The following is a 21,180-nucleotide window of genomic DNA, read 5'->3' as shown; positions in this document are numbered from 1 at the left end:
TAAATTCCGCGTATTACCCTCAATTCCCTGCTGGACAGACAACCGCGCTAGGCTGATTGCATACGCTGTGTGTGCAATGCTTCAGGAGAAGGGTGAGTATGCCATGTGTGGAATTGTAGGATGGATTGATTGGGAAAAGGACTTATCTGGTGAACGTAATATGCTGCAAAAAATGACTCAATGCCTCAAGGATCGAGGCCCTGATGCAGAAGGCTTTTGGCTGACTCCTCGCGCGGCCCTCGGTCATCGTCGCCTTGTGGTCGTTGATCCTGCTGGCGGACAGCAGCCTATGTCAGCACTCAAAAACGAACATGCCTGCACCATGATTTACAATGGTGAATTGTATAATACCGAGGATTTGCGAGCAGAACTGCTTGCTTGCGGACATACTTTTCAATCTCACTCGGATACGGAGGTGCTTTTGCACACGTATTTAGAGTGGGGCCCAGATTGTCTGTCAAAGCTTAACGGCATCTTTGCTTTTGCGATCTGGGACGAACGGGAACAAAGACTGTTTGTTGGCCGTGACCGTATGGGGGTTAAGCCGCTGTTTTATGCGCAAAGAGGCAGTTCATTTCTGCTTGCTTCCGAGCTAAAAGCCTTGCTCGCTCACCCCGAAGTCAAACCAGAGCTCTCTCGCGAAGGCTTGGCAGAGGTTTTCGGAATCAGTCCCGCCCGTACGCCTGGCCATGGAGTTTTTCACAATGTACATGAGGTTCGGCCCGGTGCTTATCTGCTGGTGACTCGTGATGGCGTCAAGCAAAAACGTTACTGGCAGCTCAAAAGCCACCCACATACGGATGACTTGGAGACAACTGCGGAACGTGTCAGGGAGCTAGTCACGGATTCGATTGAACGCCAATTGGTTGCAGATGTGCCCGTTTCGACCCTCTTGTCAGGCGGGTTGGACTCGAGCATTATTACAGCTGTTGCGGCAGATCATTTTCAAAAAACAGGCCGCGGAACTCTGCACAGCTACTCTATCGATTACGTCGACAACCGAAAACATTTCAAGGCGAGTGCTTTTCAACCGAATGAGGATGAACCTTATGTGCAACTCGTTACAAAGTTTCTCGGAACCGAGCACCACACGATTAAGTTCGACACTGACGATTTGATCGACTCCTTGAAAACTGCGACACTTGCCCGCGACTTGCCGGGGATGGCTGATGTGGATGCGTCCCTTTACCTGTTTTGCCGCGAAATAAAAAAAGAGACGACCGTCGTCCTCTCTGGAGAATGCGCAGATGAAGTATTTGGCGGGTATCCGTGGTTTCATCGTGAGGAACTGCTGCATGCCGGAACGTTTCCTTGGTCGAGAGTGACGAAAGAACGTGCCTCCTGGCTATCACCTGAGCTTCGTGATTGGGTCAAACCCGAGGAATACGTTGCCATGCGATATGAGGAATCTCTCGATGAAGTCCCGCATCTTCCAGGGGAAGACCCAATTGAAGCGCGCCGTCGGGAAATGTTTTATTTGAATATTACGTGGTTCATGAACACGCTGTTGGATCGCAAAGACCGAATGAGTATGGCAGCCAGTCTGGAAGCGCGCGTCCCGTTTTGTGACCACCGCATCGTGGAATATGTCTGGAACATCCCATGGGATATGAAGACGCACGGGAATCGGGAAAAAGGAATTTTGCGAAAAGCCATGGAAGGAATCTTGCCTGATGAGGTTTTATATCGCAAGAAAAGCCCGTATCCGAAAACACACAATCCCGCCTATACGGAAGCCGTTCGCTCTTGGCTGCTGGATATCATAAACGACTCTTCCTCTCCACTGCTTCAACTGGTAGATGTTCCAACGATTCGAAAAATTGCCGAGTCAGATGCCCAGGCTTCAAGCATTCCGTTTTTCGGTCAGCTCATGAGTACCCCACAGTTATTTGCCTATCTCGGCCAGCTAGATTATTGGCTGCGGGAGTACCACGTTTCCATTCGTACGTAACGGTATAACAAAAGCTCCTCGCCCCTTATGTTTCGGGGGAATTGAGGAGCTTTTCGTTACTTTTTGGGTTTTCCCCGTTGCTTGCTTCTACGTACGGGTTGTGCCTTCGGGTTGAGGGGTATCGTAGCAAGAGATTGATATCTCAGATCAAACTGCTCGCCTGAGCGTTTCATGATCGTAAACGTTTTGGTTGCGCCGACTCGGATCAAACGGTAGTCCACTCTTGTTTTTTTCCCTCCCCCGCTCAGTATCGCAGCCACGGTCCGATGATCCGGCAGATTCACTTTTATTTGCAACGACAGCACAGTTGCTGGAAAAGTTGGGATGTCACGATAAGGAATACAGAGCTTTCCTTTCAGCATCCGCAAATGGAGATTCCGAATCATCACTTCCGTCAATTGCTTGCCCCAATACCGGCGGAAAATACGGGAGATTTTTCGTTTGGTGTTGTATTTTTCGGGCAATGGCGTGTAATCCACACCGTTTACGGTATATACAGGCTTTCCTCTCGGCGAATTCGCGATCTGAGTCCAGACATGCTCTGCTGAAGTAATAAACTGCTTGAGCCTCTGCAACTCATCCAAGGATTTCACCTCCTCCATAAACCGTATGGCGGTAGGCTTATGCTAGTACGCCCGATTTCAGCGTTCCACACGTAACGGACAACAATTCTGAACATACATATAAATTGCAATCATATTATCGGGATGATAGAATATAAACCGCTTTCACTTCTCTTGTCGGGAAGTGCGTTTTTTTGCCTTTTAAGTTTAGCACTATTTAATTTCTTGGAGGTTGTAATGAATTTTATCATTCCCATCGCTGGCATACTCATCGTGATCGGGTTAGCATTGCTAGGAAGCAATGGACGTAAACAGGTCAAATACAGACCGATCATCGTCATGATTGCTCTGCAATTTTTGCTCGCCTTTCTTCTTCTGCAAACCAAGTTTGGGGTTATATTCGTTTCAGCCATTTCCAAATCGTTTGAAAAGCTTCTTGCTTTTGCTGCGGAAGGAATCAATTTCGTATTTGGTAATCTGGCAAACGACGGACAAATGTCCTTTTTCCTTGGTGTATTGCTCCCAATCGTCTTCATTTCTGTTCTCATCGGTATTTTGCGTCACTTCAAGATTTTGCCGATTATCATGAAGGCAATTGGCTTTGTTCTAAGCAAAATTAACGGCATGGGTAAGCTAGAGTCTTACAACGCTGTTGCTTCTGCTATCGTCGGCCAAAATGAAGTATTCATCACGGTGAAAAAACAGCTCGGTTCCTTGCCGGAGCACCGTCTGTATACGCTGTGCGCGTCAGCTATGTCCACTGTTTCGATGTCGATTGTCGGTGCGTACATGACGATGATTGAGCCGAAATACGTTGTCACGGCCCTGTTCTTGAATCTGTTTGGCGGGTTTATTATCGCTTCGATCATCAACCCTTATACCGTGAAAGAAGAAGACGATTTACTGGAGATTCAAAGCAATGAAAAGCAGTCCTTTTTCGAAATGCTCGTCGAGTACATCATGGACGGCTTCAAGGTAGCGGTAGTCGTTGGCGCAATGCTGCTCGGTTTTGTTGCTTTGATCGCAGCTGTGAATAGCTTGTTCGGCATGATTTTCGGCTGGACGTTCCAAGAAATGCTTGGCTTCGTCTTCGCTCCTTTTGCCGTCCTGATGGGCATTCCTTTTGGGGAAGCGATGAAGGCTGGTAGTATCATGGCGACGAAGCTCGTAACGAACGAGTTTGTAGCGATGATCGAGCTGGGCAAAGTCGTATCTGAACTCTCCCCACGTACAGTAGGAATTCTTTCCGTCTTCCTTGTTTCGTTCGCGAACTTCTCCTCTATCGGCATTATCGCTGGTGCGGTGAAAGGGCTGAATGAGAAACAATCCAATGTGGTTGCTCGCTTTGGGTTGAAGCTGTTGTTCGGTGCCACACTCGTTAGTCTTTTGTCTGGTATCATCGTCAGCTTTGTTTTGTAATCGAAAAGAAGAAGTGTCCCACTGCCATGTGCAGTAGGGACACTTTTTGTATGGTTGGTTTAGCGCTTTTAAAATTTCATAGTCGAACTGGTTCAAGAAGCGAAGAAACGTTTCGTTTTCCTAAAGTTTAGCATCCCTCGTTTATATACAACACATCATTCCTTCTTAATAAATGAATGGTTTTACCGTTATCCTCCTGTATTATGGGGAAACCTTCTTGAAATTTGGGATATGGGCCATTTGTTCTTCTCCTGCATGAAACGGTATGATGCTTGCGCTTTCCGGGATTCTGATTCTTGAGATATGAATTCCTTCCAAACACTCGTAGCACAAATCAAAAAATATCCCACTCTCTTCTCTGGATCTCCAATGTATCATAACTGACGCTTTCACTCGTGCAAATTTGACAATTCATTCTGGGTACATGGGGAACCGTCTCCTCCATGACCACTACCAAACTCAACCATTGTTTGAATATAGGATTAATCATTGCCCACTCCTTTCTTTCGTACAATCCTCGTTCTTTAAGGAGTATACTCACTCATCATGTTCGGTCCATAAAATCCTCCGCTACCCTAATATCTTTTGAAAGTTGTAATTCTGGATATTTTCTGTCCACTCGCTTTATACATTCGATAAAATCCCGACTATTCACTCTTGCTGAGATATCCTCAAAAATTTCACTAAGCCAATAAGCTTCTTGCTCTGTGCAAGCCTCGAAGAACTCGATGGTTTCTAGAGTGTTGGCACTCAAAAGCTCTGTTAGCCTTTCCCAGAAATCATATCCCTTTGGATCATTCAGGTGAAGTTCTGACCGTTCTTTTATGAGTTGCTTTATTAGATTGGAATCAAGCATAAGACGCTTCCTCCCCTTTTTGCGGTACATTCACGAAAAAATGGAACAGCGAGTGCCGTTGCAGTAAGGGCACTCGCTGTTTGTTATCGGACGATCTTTTCTACATCAACACGTCCAGAGAAAAACGTCGCGCCTCCACCCATATCCGCGATTCGGTCTGGTGTGAGGGCATTTACATAATGCTTCGGACCTTCGTTATCTGCCCATAAGCCTTGACTCACGACGACACCCGTTAGAACATTTTCTCCGACAGCTGCCACGAGCTCGCACTCTCCCCGCTCATTCCATATGCGGACGGTATCTCCGTCACTTATGCCTGATGCAGACGCATCTGCCACATTCATATGCAAACGTGGTATTTTCTCCATTTTCTTATGCTTCTCATTATTCGAGAACGTGGAGTTCAAATAATTGTGATTCGGCCCCGGCACAAATAAATACGGGAAATCCCCATCATTCTCCAATGGCGTGTACGTCGGTAATGGGGGCAGCCCTCGTTTTGCCATTGCTTGTGAGTAAAGCTCAATTTTGCCACTTGGGGTGGGAAGGTGTTCCAAAAAGAAAGGTTCCAAATTTGCTTTGGCATATTGTTTTTCGACCAAAGTTTCATACGTGATTCCTTCCAGATGAGGATTGCCGTGCCCCTCCAACGCCTGTCTGACCATCTCTGCATCACTGTCTTGAAAAGCAGGTTCGTCATATCCCATGGCGGCAGCCAGCAAGCGGAAAACCTCCGTGTTGGACTTGCTCTCTCCAAATGGGGCGATCACCGGCTGCTGAAGCTGAATGTAATGATGCCAATACGACGTGTAAAAATCCGTATTTTCATAGGAAGACGTCGCTGGCAAAACGATATCGGCATAAAGAGCCGTCTCCGTCAAAAATAAGTCATGTACGACTGTGAACAAGTCCTCTCTCGCCAAGCCTTGCCGCACTTTGTTTCCATCCGGTGCAACAATGGCTGGATTGCTCGTATAGACGAAGAGCGATTTCACCGGCGGCTCTGCATCGAGCAACGCTTTTCCAAGCTCATTCATATTGATGACTCTCGTCTGTTTATTGACCAGCAAATCTGGCCGCTGCACGGCAAGCTTGTTGTGCTCCAAGAAACCTTTATTCCCTTTATTCGCCCCACCACCTTTAACGAGCCACTGCCCTGTTAGGGCCGGAAGACAAGCTATCGTCCTTACACACATTCCACCATTGTCGTGATGCTGAATGCCGTTTCCAATGCGAATAAAGGATGGAGAAATGGTGCCATACATTCTTGCCAATTTATAAATATCGTCGACAGGGACACCCGTTATGGATGATACGGTGGCAGGATCGTAGGTGCGTACATGCTCCTTGAGTTCTTCATGTCCTACTGTGTACTTTTCCATAAAGGCTGAATCCACCAAGTTTTCTGCAAAAAGCACATGCATGATGCCCAGAGCCAAAGCCGTATCTGTTCCGGGTAAAATCGGGATAAACCAATCAGCCCATCGACCCGTCTGATTTTTATGGACATCAATCACGACGATCTCCGCCCCATTTTTTCGAGCCTGTTCCGCGAACACCACTTGATGCATGTTGGTGCTAACCGTATTGATCCCCCACATGATGAACAGCTTGGAATGTACAGTGTCTTCCGGATCTGTCCCAAAGGCTCCGCCCATCGTGTAGCTGTAGCCTACAGCCCCTGCACTGTTGCAGATCGTACGGTCAAGTTGACTAGCCCCCATCCGATGGAAAAGGCGGCGATCCATTCCCTCAACACTAATCCGCCCCATGTTCCCGTAAAAGCTGTAAGGCAAAATGCTCTCGGGACCGTCTGAATCGATCAAGGCACGCCAGCGTTCGGTTATGGTAGTGATGGCTTCTTCCCAACTGATTCGAACAAACTCCCCGCTCCCTTTTTTGCCAATACGCTTTAACGGATGCGTGAGTCGCTTGGGATCGTAAATGCGCTCAGTCATGTTGCGGACTTTGTTGCAAATATTCCCCTTCGTCACCGGATGATTCGGGTCCCCTTCGATTTTGACGATTTTCCCGTCTTTTTTATGAAGGAGCAATCCACATTGGTCCGGGCAATCAAGTGAACAGACTGCTGGAAAAACACCGTTTTCCTGGGTCGTATAGGTCATGGAGGTTCCTTCTTTCTCATAACAGTAATCGCTTCTATACGCTATTATAATCGATTGAAAAAAGAAGGCACTACCCCTGCGCGAATGATAAGTTCATGAGTTTTATTTTTATATACCAATCGTCTCATTACGATTTCTAATGGTCCGTTCCGCTTGTATTTTTCTAAAATTGTGGCCAGTAGCAGAGAGAGAATCCATATTCCAACCGCAACCAAAGCAGCCATTCCGTTACTACCGCGTCCCCCTAAATCAAGTGCTACTGGCGACAAGAATAAAACCAGCATCGCCTCATTCCATACATAGAATGTTAAGGAACGTTTTCCTAAAGCCATAAATGACTGGAGTAAAGGCCCCGCTTTTTTTACCTTTGCCCCAATAATTCCAAAGAAAGCCGCGTAGGCTAATCCTCCAGCAATTCCAGTTAAAATGTGGAATCCATAAACGAAACCAGCGAGAAAAAAGCTTGGGTTCCATATGCTCCCAATAAAGGTTACAGGCAATGCTCCTAGTATGGAAACAGCTAAGCCGATCGTTGTAATAATAGAAAGTGTTCGTAACTGTTGCTCGGGCTTGGTTAATAATTGATAGTTGGCAATCCACATACCCAACAAAACGGAAGGAAGAATCGGAAACATACCATGAATAAAAACGGGAACAAACGGAAAATAAGTCAAGCTTAGTATCAGTGTGCTCAGATAGGTGTCTGTAGCTAAAACCTCTGGAGGAAACCCATAATCTCCGATGGATTCCATCGTGAAGCCCCACATTATCGGATTTGCGATGATATAAAATACCGTGATAACAATAAAGGTTCGGATCAGAGTCTTGATTTCACGTGTTAACAGCCAACTGACGAGAAGTCCAGCTACCCCGTAGGCCATTAAAATATCTTGACCGCCAATGATCACCACTAAAACGGCTCCAAATACAATCAAATACCAGGAACGGCTACGGACTGCCTTTAAAGCATCTTTTTCTCTTTTTCCTTTCGCCATTTGACTATCAAAAGCCAGTACCAAACCATAACCAAATAAAACGGCAAACATCGCTCTCGCTCTGTTATCGATGATGAACATACCAAAAAGATTGACAACTTGATCAAAGAAATTCTGACTTTCCATTCTGTGAACGATCCCGGGTTCCAAAGCGTACAGATACAGTGGGGCATGCGCGAGTACAATAAGTAATAACATAGCGCCTCTGGCCAGATCTAATGAAACGGCACGTTTTTTTGTCTCCGCCGTTTTCATATGAGGTAAAGCGGACATACGATCCTCTCCTTTGTTCATTGCCAAAAGTTCAACGGTATCGTTAGACAATGAGCTTCATCACCATTTTTACGAGCTCAACAGCGTATTGCTCCATGGGTATAGATGAATTTGGCTTAAGCATTCTTTCTTCGATTGCCCCGATAATAAAAGATTCGACTATTTCTGTTTGAAAGGATGACGTAAATTCCCCATTCTGTTGGCCTTCCTTGAGAATATCCACTAATATCGTTCGTAGTCCGTCCTCTTCCTGTTCTTCTTCCATCCTGTAATAAGGCACCCCATTTTCATTCCGAGCAGTAAAGACAATCTCAATCAAGGCAATCGTATGTTTATAATGGGTTTCTTGATAGGTCAGATGTGCCTTTATAAAAGCTTCCAGTTTTTTCGTTGCAGAATGTGATAACACAACGTTCATACGAATAAAATCAAGTCGCTTCTCTACTAGAAACTGTAAAGTATGATTCATGAGATCAAGCTTGTCATGAAAGTGATAAGAAATAAGTCCCGTGCTGATCCTGGCTTTTTTTGCTACCTTCGTTAGGCTTAAGTTGTGATAGCCGACCTCTTCTAATGTATCCATACATGCAAGAACAATCTGCTCTCTTCTAGCCTCGGCAATAAAAGAATCAGTCATTATTATTCCACTCCTGATGCTCATTTTTGATCAATTAATCAAAAAATTGATTGATCGACCAAATTGTATGAAGAATAGTTTCATTTGTCAAGAAGACCCCAAGACAATAAAAAGGACACCATCAGTCGATGGCGCCCCTTTGTTTCCGTTCTCAGAAATCCCAATCCAGCAAGTCCTCCAACAATTCGCGGGAAAATGCTAATTGCTCCGGTGTGTATTTATCCAGAAAGCTCTTAAAACGCTGTTCAATGTCCTGATGCAACTGGTGATGAATCTTGTACAGCTTCTGACCCTTTGCAGTTAGCCGATAGTACACTTCTTTCTTATTATCAACCAGCTGTTGCCTTTTAATTAAATCAAGCTTCCATAGCTTTTTGCTGATCCGTGTTATGGATCCTTTCGTTAAATTGACTTTTTCCGAAATCGTGGTGACATTGATGGGACCATGATCCCCGATACAGGCAATGAAATGAATTTCGGATAGGGTAAGATTTAGCTTCATCCCCATCTCGGATTCCAGCTTCTGCATCTCCTCTGCCATTCGCGCAGTCAATTTGCTTTCTCGCAGCTCTTGCTGCGTGACTAGCTGTATGTAAAGCTGTATGATCCGCTGCTTGGAAAGTTCTGTGCTTTGCATATCATGTCTCCTAGATTACCATCTCATCTCGCCTCCATTATATACTGATTGTTTCGAGAAAAACAATTTTATTTTGTTTTTCGCAAAACAATTCCGTTTTCAATCAATCATGTCCGCACCAGTAGGAGATTCCTTTCCGAATCGCTTCCAGCGGATTAGACTCCTCTTGGGAAACAGCCCACGCGACATATCCATCCGGTCGAATCAACGCTGTATGCACGTCATGCCAATTAGCAGCTCCCTTTGCAAGCGAAGCACGAACTACATGGACATGCTTATATTTCGACCAATCGAGAGCTTCATCCAATCGTTCATCCGAGCCGAAATGCAGCACCAGGAATGAACCAGAATGAAAAAGCTCGTATGCATTCTGGCACTCACCGTTCTCCAGACGCAGATTCAACTCTGTAAAACGTCGACCGTTCAATACATGCGACGGCATCTCCCCAACCGGTTCATACTGGACATTGAACGCAGAGATTTGAGTAGCCAACCGATAATTTGCCTCGGGTATTTGCAGCAGGTCGGACACCATATTTCTTAAAGCGATAACGGATGGGGAGAATTCCGAACTACCGAACAGCAGTGATTGCATCTGTGTATTCGTAAGTAATGCGGTATTGATGGGGAAACGCTCCGTATGATAGCTGTCCAACAGCCAATCCGGTGCCCAGCCTTTTAAATGGGCCGCCAGCTTCCACCCCAGGTTGATTGCCTCTTGCAAGCCAACGTTCATCCCCTGTCCTCCGGCTGGAAAATGAATATGGGCAGCATCTCCCGCCAGGAAAATCCGCCCTTCTCGATAACGCTGAGCTTGCAAGGTCGTATTGCCAAAACGAGTCATCCAAAACGGATCGGAAATTCCAAAATCGTCTCCAAGAATACGCAGCAAACTAGTGCGCAGTTCCTCCAAAGTAACTGGCTCTTCCTTTGGTACAGCCATTCGCTCCGTATCGATCAGTACCACCCGATGCATCCCTTTTGGCAAGGGTACAATCATGACCAAGCCTTGTTCATTAAAGTAGGAAGGAGCTCCTGATTCCGGCGGATTTTTCAAAACAACATCCCCTTGCATAGCCGTAAAGGTCGCATTCTTACCGACAAACGGAATGCCTGCCTGCTTGCGGACAATGCTGCCAGCGCCATCTGCACCGACGACATAGCTTGCTGTCAGCACAGCCTTTCCATTCGGCCCGGAAGCCTCAATCTCAACCCCATGCTGATCTTGGTGTATGGCCACTACCTCCTCTTCCCTTCGTATTTCTACCCCTAGACTTTTCGCCCACTCCTCTAGTACCTTCTCCGTGTCATGTTGGGGAATAATCAGGGTGTAGTTGGAGGAAGAATCCAAGACTGAAAAATCCAAGCGTGTATCAAGCGCAGCAAAATGCGTCGTCGAAATCGGCTTTCCTCTCTCAAGTAGTTTCGCCTTCAACCCGCGCATATCCAGGATTTCCAGTGTGCGCGGATGTACCGTGAGCGCCCGTGAATACGGAGTCGTTTCCTTTAAGCGCTCAAGTACGCACACCTTCACTTTCGCCAACGCCAGCTCACCAGCCACCATCATGCCAACTGGTCCACCACCAACAATAATCACTTCATAATCGACCTGCATTGAAATCACTCCTTTTTGTTTTGTGCGAAACAAAATAAATATATCACATCTTCTTTTCATTGAAAACGATTTTCAATTAAATACTTTTAAAGCCTATGCCAACAAAAGAAAAAGCGACCCCTTCTCCTCGAATGGAGGAAGAGATCGCCCTTTTCTATTTTCTTATCGTTTTGCTACGACAATGGCATAGACAAGACCTTGATCATTTGTCCACAAATCCACTTTGTCCTTGGAGGAAAGCTCGCTTTCTTTCATGTCCTTACCGTTGTAGTATTTGATCTTCGCGTCTTCTGTCAGCTTCAAGCTCGTCGATACGTCATCGAAAAATACGTATTTGTCTTTGTTCACACGGGATTCAATTCCGACGAAACGCACGTTTTCTTTCGCCAGCTTTCCACTGACGGAAGCAGCAATGACATCACCGTCACGATCCAGAGTCAATGTTACGTACTCAAATTGATCGACATCTTCAATCGCGTCCTCATCCGTTACATCGTACGTCTTGCCGTTAACCTCTACTTTTGCGGAAGTCACCTTGCCGTTATCGTTACGGACCTCAACAGAGTCAACCACGCCGCTTACTTTCTTAGGTGCACCTGTAATGGCCTTTACTTTGCCATCGTTGTTGAGTGTCAGCGTGTACTCGTTGTCGTTGGATGCTGCATCGCTGTCAATCGTAACCCCGGACAAGAGCTCATACACTTTCCCGTTCACGGTAATTTTGGAACCGGATTTTTTCGTCACGTATCCTTTTACCGTTTGCTTTTCCAAAGTCAGCTCCACAATGTCATTCGTGCCGACGTTGTATTTCCACGTAAGGATGCGGTGGTCATTAAACTGATCGTTTTTAATCGTCGTTGGAGATACGGAGTTGCCATCGACAGTCAGCTTCGCGTTGGTCAAGATATCGTAGGTTTTCCCGTCGATTTTCACGGTTGCCAGTTTTCCTGGGGCATACGCAGTTGTGTCTGAGACCTGCTTGTTCGTAGCTGCCCCTACACCCTGCTCTACTTTCACCAGATTTCCATTTTTGTCAAACGTAAGCACTGCAATTTTGCCGCTCGTCAACTCATCCAGCTCATCTACTTCGTCTTCGTCTACGAACAACTCTGTATCTTCATGCACCTCGTAATTGACGCCGCCAACGCGAATCAGGTTTTTGTCTGTATCAACGGTGATCGTATCTGTGAAGCTCAGCTTCGTGTAAACAAGCTCAGATACTTTGCCGTCCACATTGAGTGTCAGCTCGACCAAGTCATCTTTTTCGATGTCAGAGAACGAAGCACTCGTTGCTTTTGCCTCTGGATGCGCCTTACCTTTGACCGTTGCTTTGGAATCCAGCGTGTAGGTCGTGCCGTCTACTCTCAGCTCTTTCTTCGAGTTGGAACCGCTCACGGAAGATACTTTTTCCACGATTCCTTTTGTCGTGTTGTCGCTGATCGTGATGGACTTGATTTTGCCATTGTCGCCAACCACTGCCACAAACTTTTGGCCGATGTGAGAGCGGCTTACATTTACGCCATCTTCTACTTCCAAAACAACTTCTCTTCCATTGACGATTGCCTTGAATTTCTTTTCATCGCCTACAGCCGTTGTAAAATTAAGCCCAGTTTTCACGATTCCTTCCACGATTTCGGAGTCAGAAGTAACAACGGTGAGGAAAGCCACTCGGCCATTTTTCGTAATGTATTCGACTTGCGCGCCTACGATCAGATTGCCGTATACTTGCGCGGAATCAGCCAATTCGATTTCTTTGTTTTGTCCGACTAGCTTCAGCTTTTTGCCAGACTTGTCATACGAAGCAACTGCGCCCTTCACTACTTGCAGCTTCTGATTGGTTCCTTTTGCGCTACCATCTTTGTCGTAGTACGCGCCGTTTGCGTATACAGGCGTTTCCATAAAGCGATCCGTGTACTTCGCGACGATATCACGCGGAGCTGCTGCTGTCGGTGTTTCTTTTGCATCGTAAATACCTGCTCTGTCCGCTTCCAGCAAGTATGGGATGTACCACTCGCTTGAGCCTGATGGACGAACGTCAATCTTCAAGCCTTGTACGTAAACAGTCAATGCTTCCGCGATTTTTACATTGTTGTTCGGTTTGAAGGTTCCATCTGGATATCCCTTGATGATGCCTTGGGATACCGCAAGATTAATGTACCCAGTTGCCCAGTGATCTGCTGGCAGATCTTTAAATGCGGTCTTTCCTTGCAGCAGCTTTGCTTGCGCGTCTGTGTACCCCAGTGCCAGCACCGCAACTTTGGCGAACTCTGCTCTCGTCACTTCTTTATACGGTCTGAATGTGCCATCTGTATACCCCTTCAGAACACCCGCATAGTTCAATTTCAGAATCGCGTCTTTGTTCACGTTTCCTCCGATGTCGGAGAATGGCAGTGCCGTAGCAGCCCATCCGGTACCCGGCAGCGCAAGCGATCCTGCCAGAACCGCAGTCGCTACTAATTTTTTAAAATCCATGGTTGCTCGATTCTTTTCTTTTTTCAAAATAAACCCCTCCATCAATGTAACCGTTTATCAGTTCTTTCTCTCCAGCAGACTCTCCCATTTGAAGAAATGATGGAATAGTCCACAGTAGAACTGTTTTCTTCGGCTGAACGCTCTTTTTAGACGACACGATTTCCGAAAAAGTTTCAAAGCTTGTTCGGGTAAATCATTCCACTGCTCCTCAAACATGAATAGGTAGCGGGTTCACGATATTTCGCAGAACGTAAAAAAACCACCTGAGATCTCAGGTGGTTTTACGTTTTCATTCCAGCAGGAAATGCTATAAGCCAGGTTCTGTCTCTCCCGTGCTTCAAGCGGGGCAATCCCTCGCACTAAGAGCGGTAGCCATCTATCTATGGCATCCGAAGATACCATCCGTCCTTTCCGTTTGATTCCTTCAGGACGGTTCCCCTACCTAATTTGGGTTTCTCGCTCGCAGGGTTTACCGCGTTCCATCTTTTCTGTCGCCAGAAAAGCTACGTTTCTGTGGCACTTTCAGCGTACTCGGGCCTCAGAGAGAGCCCTTTCCACGCCGTCAGCAAGGCTCAACACCTTACTGCCCTGGCTTGCACCAGGTACGAACACTCCAGGCATCTCAGCCTGGGCGAGCCTGGACTTTCCTCTACCGCCAATCGTCGAAACGATTGCGGCAGCGACTACCCACATTTCCTGCACATCAGAATCAGTAACATTTACTCTATCACATGCCTCCTACATGGTCAACAAGCAGGATTTGGAAGGGCCATTTGTAGTACAATAGAAATGGCTACAAGGAGGTATGACGATGATAACCATTACTCCAATTGCGGCGGTACGTCTTGCACAAATGATCGCGGAAGAATCGGATGCAGAACAGCTCGGAATCAGACTCGTCCCGACTACGACGGGTTGTGGCAGCTATACATATAGCATCGCCATTACGGAAGCGGACAAACATGATCACGCCCGAGAAATAAGTGGAATTCGTTTCTTTTATCAAACACATGAGATAGACCAGCTCTCCGGGACAGTCATCGACTGCGACCCTGCAACTGGCCGCTTCTCTATTTTCCATCCGCGTCCGATGCAAACAGATTGCTCGCTTACTCATTGATTAGGAGGTAACTATGCTGCTCTTATCATTTGAAAACATCAAACCGAAGATTCACCCTACCGTTTTCCTGGCAAAAGGCTCCGTCGTTTCTGGCAATGTCGAAATCGGCGAGGATTCTTCTATTTGGTACAACACTGTGATCCGCGGGGACATCGCTCCGACCGTCATTGGAAAACGCGTCAGTGTCCAAGACAACAGCACCCTGCACCAAAGCCCGAACAACCCGCTGATCCTTGAAGACGAGGTGACCGTTGGACATAACGCCGTTTTACATAGCTGCGTGGTACGTCGCGGCGCATTGATTGGAATGGGTGCGATCGTGCTGGATCGTGCAGAAATCGGAGAAGAAGCGATGGTTGCTGCGGGTGCACTCGTTCCTCCTGGCATGAAGGTGCCACCTCGCTCGCTTGTTGTCGGCAACCCAGCAAAAGTAAAACGTGAACTCAACGAGGCAGACTTGAAAGAATTCGTACGCATTCGCCAATCGTATGTGGATAAAGGAAAGATGTATCGCCAACTGGAAGAAAGCCCGCTCGAACGGGAGTAGGAAAAAGAAAAGGGAGGTCGAGGGCGCATAAGCACCTTCTATCCTCCCTGTTTTTTATGATTGGCGATCCAAGCCGATTAACACCGCTTTTTCCTTACGAAGCATTCTGCAATCGATCTACCTCACGAATGTGCTCAAATAGCATATACGAGCGGATCGCTGTCTCTAAATGAAGCTGATCCGGTTCTTTGGTCGTGCTGTATTTTTGAAAGAAAGCCGACAGCTTGTAAAGAAAACCGAAATATTTACGCACGTAGCGATCACCGAGCATGCCAACAAGCAGTCCTGCTACCCCGCATGCGACGCTCCATTCTAAAGGTAAAAAGAATACAGACAAGATGAATCCTGTAAAAAACCACACGACCAGATTCGTCGAGCAACCGTCATTCACAATATTTGCCCGTTGAATCTCATTCAGTGCTCCTAGTGACTTCTTCCCTCCATAGCTAAACACTTTATGTTCTGCACCGTGAAATTTTTTCATCTTTTTCGGAAAAACGAAGTGAAAGCCTGCGATGTATACAGCTACCCACATCGGATCGAGGATGGCCCAGTCAGGCTTCACGATCGCTACCAGTACATAACCAGCAAGCAGGAGATGAAACAATTGATAGTACCAAGGAAAGGAGAAAAATATTCGATACCAGAGCTTCCCTATCGTTTTCAATGTGATTTTTTCTGCCCACATATGAATCACGCCGTCTTTTACTTCCGCGCAAGCCAGCACATTTCGATCATGAAAAAGCACACCACGTCCAAAAGACATCCCCATAATCATCTCGTTAGCTATTCTCCTTCCGCCCTAATGTCGTTATAATAGGTTGAGTTGTACGCAGAATGAAGGAGGTTTCACAATTGATCCGCATGGTTCCAACTACACCATTAACACCTTTACACGATCCATGGGAGCCGTTGTTCAATGCGACACCCCCCGCCTATAAACTTACCAGCGTCGAGTTTACTGTAACGAATCTGTGCAATCTCCGCTGTGAGCATTGCGCGGTTGGTGATACATTGCGATACAAAGACGATCCCGCTCTTCCTGTTGATCTCATACTCCGTCGTCTCGATGAAGCAAAAGATCTGCTTACTCTCAGTATAACAGGCGGAGAACCGATGTACAGCGAGCGCACCGTGAAAACTGTGATCGCACCTATTCTACAATATGCAGCAGATCGTGGGCTGCGGACGCAAATCAACTCCAACATGTCCATGCCGTTTTCTCGGTATGAGTTGATCCTGCCTTACATCGATGTTATGCATATTTCATGGAACTGGTCTACTCCCGAAGAATTCCATGATATTGTTTACGCAAAAGCACGGCAGCCGGTTTCAATGAAAAGAGCGGAAGCACAATTTCATGAGATGATAGAAAATGCACGCAAGCTCTCGGAAGCAGGTGTATTTGTCTCAGCCGAAACGATGCTGAATCACCGCACATGGACAAAGCTCGATACTCTCCACCGTCAAATTCAGGAGATGGGCAGCAAGCGACATGAGGTACACCCGATGTATGCGAGTGATTTTGCCCGTGATCTGGATGTCCTTTCGCTCGATGAGCTCCGTCAAGCCATACATCGGATGCTCGATGTACGTAATGAAGATTTGTGGATGCTTTTCGGGACGCTTCCGTTTTTTGCTTGTAGTTCTGAAGCAGCAGACAGGGAATTGATCAGCAGACTGCGCTCTGCGAAAAATGTGACGACTCGCAATGATCCAGATGGTCGGAATCGTCTAAACATCAACATTTTCACCGGTGATGTCATCGTGACCGATTTCGGGGATGTAGAGCCATTGGGCAATATTCAAACCGATCAGCTCAAGTCGATGTTTGAAAAATGGCAAGAACACACGCTGAATCAGAAGATCAATTGCTTCTGCCCTGCTGCTGGATGTGCAGGACCGAACCTGCTCGTTGCTAATACTTACTATCAGGAGACTGATTTTACTCTGCGAAAAGCATTCGTCTAATTGGGCACACTAGGGCGTGAGGTGATCTACCATGAGCAGACGCAAACGCCCTCTCGTTCCCGAGGCGAGAAAAGGGCTGGACGCCCTAAAAGCGCAGGTTGCACACGTTGCTGATCCTGCGCAGGCCAAATTCGAGGTCGCAGAAGAAATTCATGTCCCATTGCAGCCTGGCTACAATGGACAGTTAACCTCTCACGATGCCGGTCGAATCGGAGGACGCTTAGGCGGCAGTATGGTCAAAGAGATGGTTCGGATGGCAATGGAAGGTATGAATAAAAAACCGTAATTCTATTGTTTGGGAACCCCGCTATTTGTTGAATGCGAATGGCGGGGTTCTTTGTCGAGTAATCGAGTATTGCCAAGTCGGACACTGGCTATCAAACTGATTCCAATCAGAATCAGACCAGTGATAAAGACGTCGTGCAAAGCTTCACTAAACACCAGTCCTGCCCGCATCCGCCATTCTACGATGCTCCCAAACACACTCACTCCAATCGTCCCCCCAATGGAACGAAATAATTGCGATGTCGACATGGCAACACCCCGATCTTCCGGTTTGACAGCGCTGTGTGCTGCTGTACCGAGTGCCGGATAGATTGCCCCCATGCCTAGACCTGTGACAATCATGTAGATAACGAGCTGTGCGTTCGTTGTCTCTCCATCCATGGTGCTTAAAAGGAAGAAGCCTGTCGCCATGATGAGTAGGCTGGGAATCAGAATCGCCCGAAATGAAGCTTTTGCCATCCATCTTCCCCCAATCGTCGAAGAAATCGCTGCGGACAGCATGAGTGGGACTAAAAGGAATCCAGCCTCTGAGGGACTCGCACCGCGTACCCCTTGGACGAACAGAGGGACATATGCGATTGCACCGAACAAAGCGGCACTCACAAAGAATCCTGCGAGATTGCCATATCCAATGGCCGGAATGCGAAATAGGGAGAGCGGAAGCAGGGGCTCCTTTGCTTTGGTTTCAATCCAGATGAACAAGCCGAGAAATAAGGTACCTGCTCCCCCTAATCCGATCTTGTATTCCCTCCCCTCCATGACAAGGGACAGCAGGATGAGAATGATGGCTGCACTCAAGCTAATCGCCCCGTACCAGTCGATGACTGACTTCTTATCGTAGTGCCGCTGATCACGAAAGGCTAGCGCAATGATCAAAAAGGCAACAATACCAATAGGAAGGTTGATAAAGAAGATCCATCCCCATGGCAGATGCTCCACGATCATTCCTCCCAACGAGGGACCGAATATACTCGTCATGGCAAAGACAGCTCCGAAAAGTCCTTGAAATTTGCCTCTCTTTTCGGGTGGATACAGTTCACCCACAATGATGAATGCAACCGGCATTAATGCCCCAGCTCCCAAGCCTTGAACACCTCTCGCTGCAATAAGACCCGTCATGGAATTCGCCATGCCGCACAGGAGAGATCCTAAAAGAAACACAAACAACCCGATCAAATACATTTTTCTCGCTCCAAACAAGTCCGCCATTTTCCCATAAATGGGCATGCTCGTGGTCGATGTGAGCATATAAATCGCGAACACCCAGCTATAAAGAGATAGACCTCCCAGCTCTTTCGTAATTGTCGGCATGGCTGTTGAGACAATCGTCTGATCCAACGCTGACAAGACTAATCCCATCAGCACTCCACACGTGACTAAGCCTACGCGACGCTTTTCCTTTTCCATCTCCATCGCACTCCCCTTTTTGAAGTAGTTGATAACAGCTCCAAAAATATAAGGGAATTTTTAGAAAAAGACTAGACTTTTTCTTTCCGATGAGTTATTCTGATGATAGAGTCTGCCCCTAGGAATCACGAATGAATTATAAATAAAAACCGCCTCCATTACGGACGCGGTTTTTTTGTTTTGCCATTCATCTCAGCTTGTCGAGCTTTTTGGCACTTGCCTTACGAGGTCCAAGCATCGCCTTACCTATGTCGCCCACTTTGTTTACAGAGTCAAAAACTTGGTCGATCACATCCACCAGTTCCCGAATCTGCACCACTTTTCCATAGACGCCCATGAAATGGTGTCGGACGTTTTTTCCATTTAACCCTAGCATGGCCGCACCTCCTCTTAATCCTCTCGTATTACTTTATGCAGGATCAAGCGAAGAGGAAATTGCCAAATGTGGAAAATTATTTGGCCCTCTATCCAGCTGCTTAGCGTGGACGAGGCGTAGCGGTCGGACGCGGGCGCGGAGGTTGTGTCGGCGTAGTGGCCCGCTCCAGACGAGTGACACGGTTCTCCAACCGATCTACTCGATTATCCAGCCTGCGAAAGTCTTCACGCAGCGCATCTACTCGATTCTCCAGTCGATTCAGACGACGCTCGACATCCCCACCAGGAGCTGGTGTCGGCGTAATTGGGATGTACAAATTTTGACCAACGTAAATGTAGTAGGGATAGGCGACATTATTCACACGGATCAATTCCTGAACGGATACACCAAATCGAGCCGCAATGCTGTTTAGCGTATCTCCCGAACGGACTACATAGTTCACGAATCTCACTCCTTTTTTCTGTGATCATTCGCTATTAACCTATGCCCGCCCTGGTACACGCGCAATAAACCAATACCCATTTTGTCTGAAAATAGTCAAACACCCAGTACAAACGCCGTTACAAACCTGAAAGAGCAAGGCTCAGTCCCATCAACACTTTGAATAGACAGAAACACCCTCAAGAAACACTTCTTCTACTTGCTTCAATCCCTCTATCTCTTGTAATGGATCACCTTTTACCACAAGCAAATCTGCAAAATAACCTGGCGCTAACGTCCCAATCTTACTTCCTTGGTCCAGCACCTCAGCTGCGTTTTGAGTAGCAGCCTGGATCGCCCGAATTGGCTCCATCCCCAGCTCCACCATCAGCTTGATTTCCTCTGCCACAGGCGTAATTGGATAGCCTTCCAATACGATATCCGTACCCGTAGCGATTTTTACGCCTGTATTCATCAATTGTACGAAGTTCTCGCGATACGCCTTTTCCGATTCGATGAAAAAGGCTCCCTGCTCGATAATCTCTTCGCTCAAGCTGCCTTGATTCGCCTGTTGCTGCTCATTCCAAATATGCTTGTAATAATCAGCAATCTGGAAGAAGGTAACCATAGTCGGTACCCATACCAGTCCTTTTTCTTTCATCTGCTCTGCTTGTTCAACGGTCATAAACGTCGCATGCTCGATCGTATCAAATCCCGCATCAATCGCCATCTGGATCGCCGGTTGGAGCGAGGCATGTACACAGCATTTTCGTCCCAAGCGATGAGATTCATCAACCGCCGCATCCAGCTCCTCTTGTGTGAACTCCGGCGTTGGTGTACGATGGCTCGTCATGAGCTTGATCCAGTCTGCTCCTGCTCTTACTTGTTCACGTACGGCTGTCCGCACGTCCCACGGACCATTTGCTTCTCGCAGGGCACTCTCTAATTGCCAGCCGTGCCCCCCGGTCATAATAATCCCTTGGTTTACATGAAAAAGACGAGGGGAAACAATGAAGCCCTTCTTGGCTGCCAGCTTCAGCGTACTGCACAATCCATCCGGTGCTGCCACATCACGGATCGTCGTAACCCCCAAGGAAAGTGCCTCTTTCAAATTCGCTGTCGCCAGTAAAGCCACGAGTCCGTCGTTGTTGCGATACTCAGCGGAGTCTGGTTTGCTCCACCAATACCCGATGTGAACATGTAAATCGATCAAGCCTGGCAAAATGGAGCATCCGCTGTACCGCTTTACCTCTCCTCCCGATATGGAATCCGTAAGCTCCGATTCTGTCCCCACTGCTACAATCTTTCCACGCTCATCAATCCCGACAGCGCCTTGTTTGATTACATGCTCTCCATCTCCGATAATGACGCGATCAGCAATCAACCATTTCATTTCTGTCCCCCCTGTCAAAAATGAAAATCCATCTGTCCGCAATCGTGGCTAGTTCCTCGAAAGTTCATCATCTATCCGACTATTTCCTTCTCCTCTTTCGTCTAGTTTGAAAAAAAA

19 protein-coding genes and 1 other RNA gene are annotated in these 21,180 nt (G+C 47.0%); 6 read left to right on the top strand and 14 right to left on the bottom strand.

The features are described from left to right. Positions 1-103 precede the first annotated feature (103 nt). A complete protein-coding gene (asnB, locus tag BBR47_RS11195; protein WP_012685880.1) occupies positions 104-1,951 on the top strand; it encodes an asparagine synthase (glutamine-hydrolyzing) in 1,848 nt (615 codons plus the stop codon). 56 nt (positions 1,952-2,007) lie between these two features. On the opposite strand, the gene BBR47_RS11190 is transcribed toward asnB, so the two are convergent. Beyond that, on the bottom strand, positions 2,008-2,544 hold the full coding sequence (locus BBR47_RS11190; RefSeq protein WP_012685879.1) for a DL-endopeptidase inhibitor IseA family protein: 537 nt from the start codon (positions 2,542-2,544) through the stop codon (positions 2,008-2,010). Between the two features lie 207 nt (positions 2,545-2,751). Here BBR47_RS11190 and BBR47_RS11185 point away from each other — a divergent pair, with 207 nt between their 5' ends. Then, entirely contained in the window at positions 2,752-3,933 is a 1,182-nt protein-coding gene (locus BBR47_RS11185; protein WP_012685878.1) for a NupC/NupG family nucleoside CNT transporter, read from the top strand. Positions 3,934-4,477: 544 nt separating this feature from the next. Here BBR47_RS11185 and BBR47_RS11180 read toward each other — a convergent pair. The 8 genes from BBR47_RS11180 to rnpB form a co-directional block, all read right to left on the bottom strand. Further along, entirely contained in the window at positions 4,478-4,789 is a 312-nt protein-coding gene (locus BBR47_RS11180) for a hypothetical protein (RefSeq protein WP_041749373.1), read from the bottom strand. Between the two features lie 83 nt (positions 4,790-4,872). Then, positions 4,873-6,915 carry a molybdopterin-containing oxidoreductase family protein gene (locus tag BBR47_RS11175; RefSeq protein WP_012685876.1) on the bottom strand — a complete coding sequence of 681 codons (2,043 nt, stop codon included), beginning with the start codon at positions 6,913-6,915 and terminating at the stop codon, positions 4,873-4,875. Between the two features lie 44 nt (positions 6,916-6,959). Continuing rightward, complete coding sequence (locus tag BBR47_RS11170; protein ID WP_012685875.1) at positions 6,960-8,183, bottom strand: DUF418 domain-containing protein; 1,224 nt, start codon at positions 8,181-8,183, stop codon at positions 6,960-6,962. A gap of 43 nt (positions 8,184-8,226) precedes the next feature. Further along, positions 8,227-8,820 (bottom strand): TetR/AcrR family transcriptional regulator, encoded by a 594-nt coding sequence (locus BBR47_RS11165; RefSeq protein ID WP_012685874.1) that lies wholly within the window; start codon positions 8,818-8,820, stop codon positions 8,227-8,229. 151 nt (positions 8,821-8,971) lie between these two features. Beyond that, positions 8,972-9,457 carry a MarR family transcriptional regulator gene (locus BBR47_RS11160; protein WP_012685873.1) on the bottom strand — a complete coding sequence of 162 codons (486 nt, stop codon included), beginning with the start codon at positions 9,455-9,457 and terminating at the stop codon, positions 8,972-8,974. A 103-nt stretch (positions 9,458-9,560) separates the two neighbouring features. Further along, positions 9,561-11,072 carry a monooxygenase gene (locus BBR47_RS11155; RefSeq protein WP_012685872.1) on the bottom strand — a complete coding sequence of 504 codons (1,512 nt, stop codon included), beginning with the start codon at positions 11,070-11,072 and terminating at the stop codon, positions 9,561-9,563. A 162-nt stretch (positions 11,073-11,234) separates the two neighbouring features. Then, entirely contained in the window at positions 11,235-13,571 is a 2,337-nt protein-coding gene (locus tag BBR47_RS11150; RefSeq protein WP_041749372.1) for an S-layer homology domain-containing protein, read from the bottom strand. Between the two features lie 278 nt (positions 13,572-13,849). Beyond that, an RNA gene (rnpB, locus tag BBR47_RS29905) (RNase P RNA component class B) lies at positions 13,850-14,239 on the bottom strand. A gap of 116 nt (positions 14,240-14,355) precedes the next feature. On the opposite strand from rnpB, the gene BBR47_RS11140 reads away from it, so the two are divergent. Further along, on the top strand, positions 14,356-14,664 hold the full coding sequence (locus BBR47_RS11140; RefSeq protein ID WP_012685870.1) for an iron-sulfur cluster biosynthesis family protein: 309 nt from the start codon (positions 14,356-14,358) through the stop codon (positions 14,662-14,664). Positions 14,665-14,677: 13 nt separating this feature from the next. Continuing rightward, on the top strand, positions 14,678-15,211 hold the full coding sequence (locus tag BBR47_RS11135) for a gamma carbonic anhydrase (protein WP_012685869.1): 534 nt from the start codon (positions 14,678-14,680) through the stop codon (positions 15,209-15,211). 94 nt (positions 15,212-15,305) lie between these two features. Here BBR47_RS11135 and BBR47_RS11130 read toward each other — a convergent pair whose 3' ends face one another. Next, complete coding sequence (locus tag BBR47_RS11130) at positions 15,306-15,989, bottom strand: DUF1385 domain-containing protein (RefSeq protein ID WP_012685868.1); 684 nt, start codon at positions 15,987-15,989, stop codon at positions 15,306-15,308. Positions 15,990-16,066: 77 nt separating this feature from the next. On the opposite strand from BBR47_RS11130, the gene yfkAB reads away from it, so the two are divergent. After that, positions 16,067-17,182, top strand: a complete 1,116-nt coding sequence (gene yfkAB, locus BBR47_RS11125) for a radical SAM/CxCxxxxC motif protein YfkAB (RefSeq protein WP_012685867.1) — start codon at positions 16,067-16,069, stop codon at positions 17,180-17,182. Positions 17,183-17,213: 31 nt separating this feature from the next. Next, a complete protein-coding gene (locus BBR47_RS11120; protein WP_012685866.1) occupies positions 17,214-17,468 on the top strand; it encodes an alpha/beta-type small acid-soluble spore protein in 255 nt (84 codons plus the stop codon). A 2-nt stretch (positions 17,469-17,470) separates the two neighbouring features. Here BBR47_RS11120 and BBR47_RS11115 read toward each other — a convergent pair whose 3' ends face one another. From BBR47_RS11115 to BBR47_RS11100, 4 genes are all read right to left on the bottom strand, one after another. Then, complete coding sequence (locus tag BBR47_RS11115; protein WP_050763826.1) at positions 17,471-18,880, bottom strand: MDR family MFS transporter; 1,410 nt, start codon at positions 18,878-18,880, stop codon at positions 17,471-17,473. Between the two features lie 181 nt (positions 18,881-19,061). Continuing rightward, positions 19,062-19,250: a hypothetical protein gene (locus BBR47_RS11110; RefSeq protein ID WP_007724315.1), complete on the bottom strand. Its 189-nt coding sequence runs from the start codon at positions 19,248-19,250 to the stop codon at positions 19,062-19,064. A 100-nt stretch (positions 19,251-19,350) separates the two neighbouring features. After that, a complete protein-coding gene (locus BBR47_RS11105; protein WP_012685864.1) occupies positions 19,351-19,692 on the bottom strand; it encodes a LysM peptidoglycan-binding domain-containing protein in 342 nt (113 codons plus the stop codon). Between the two features lie 150 nt (positions 19,693-19,842). Further along, positions 19,843-21,063, bottom strand: coding sequence for a metal-dependent hydrolase family protein (locus BBR47_RS11100; protein ID WP_012685863.1), 1,221 nt, complete (start codon positions 21,061-21,063; stop codon positions 19,843-19,845). Between the last annotated feature and the right edge of the window lie 117 nt (positions 21,064-21,180).

Source organism: Brevibacillus brevis NBRC 100599 (assembly GCF_000010165.1).
Lineage (GTDB): Bacteria > Bacillota > Bacilli > Brevibacillales > Brevibacillaceae > Brevibacillus > Brevibacillus brevis_D.
This window is presented reverse-complemented; position numbering and strand designations above follow the sequence as displayed.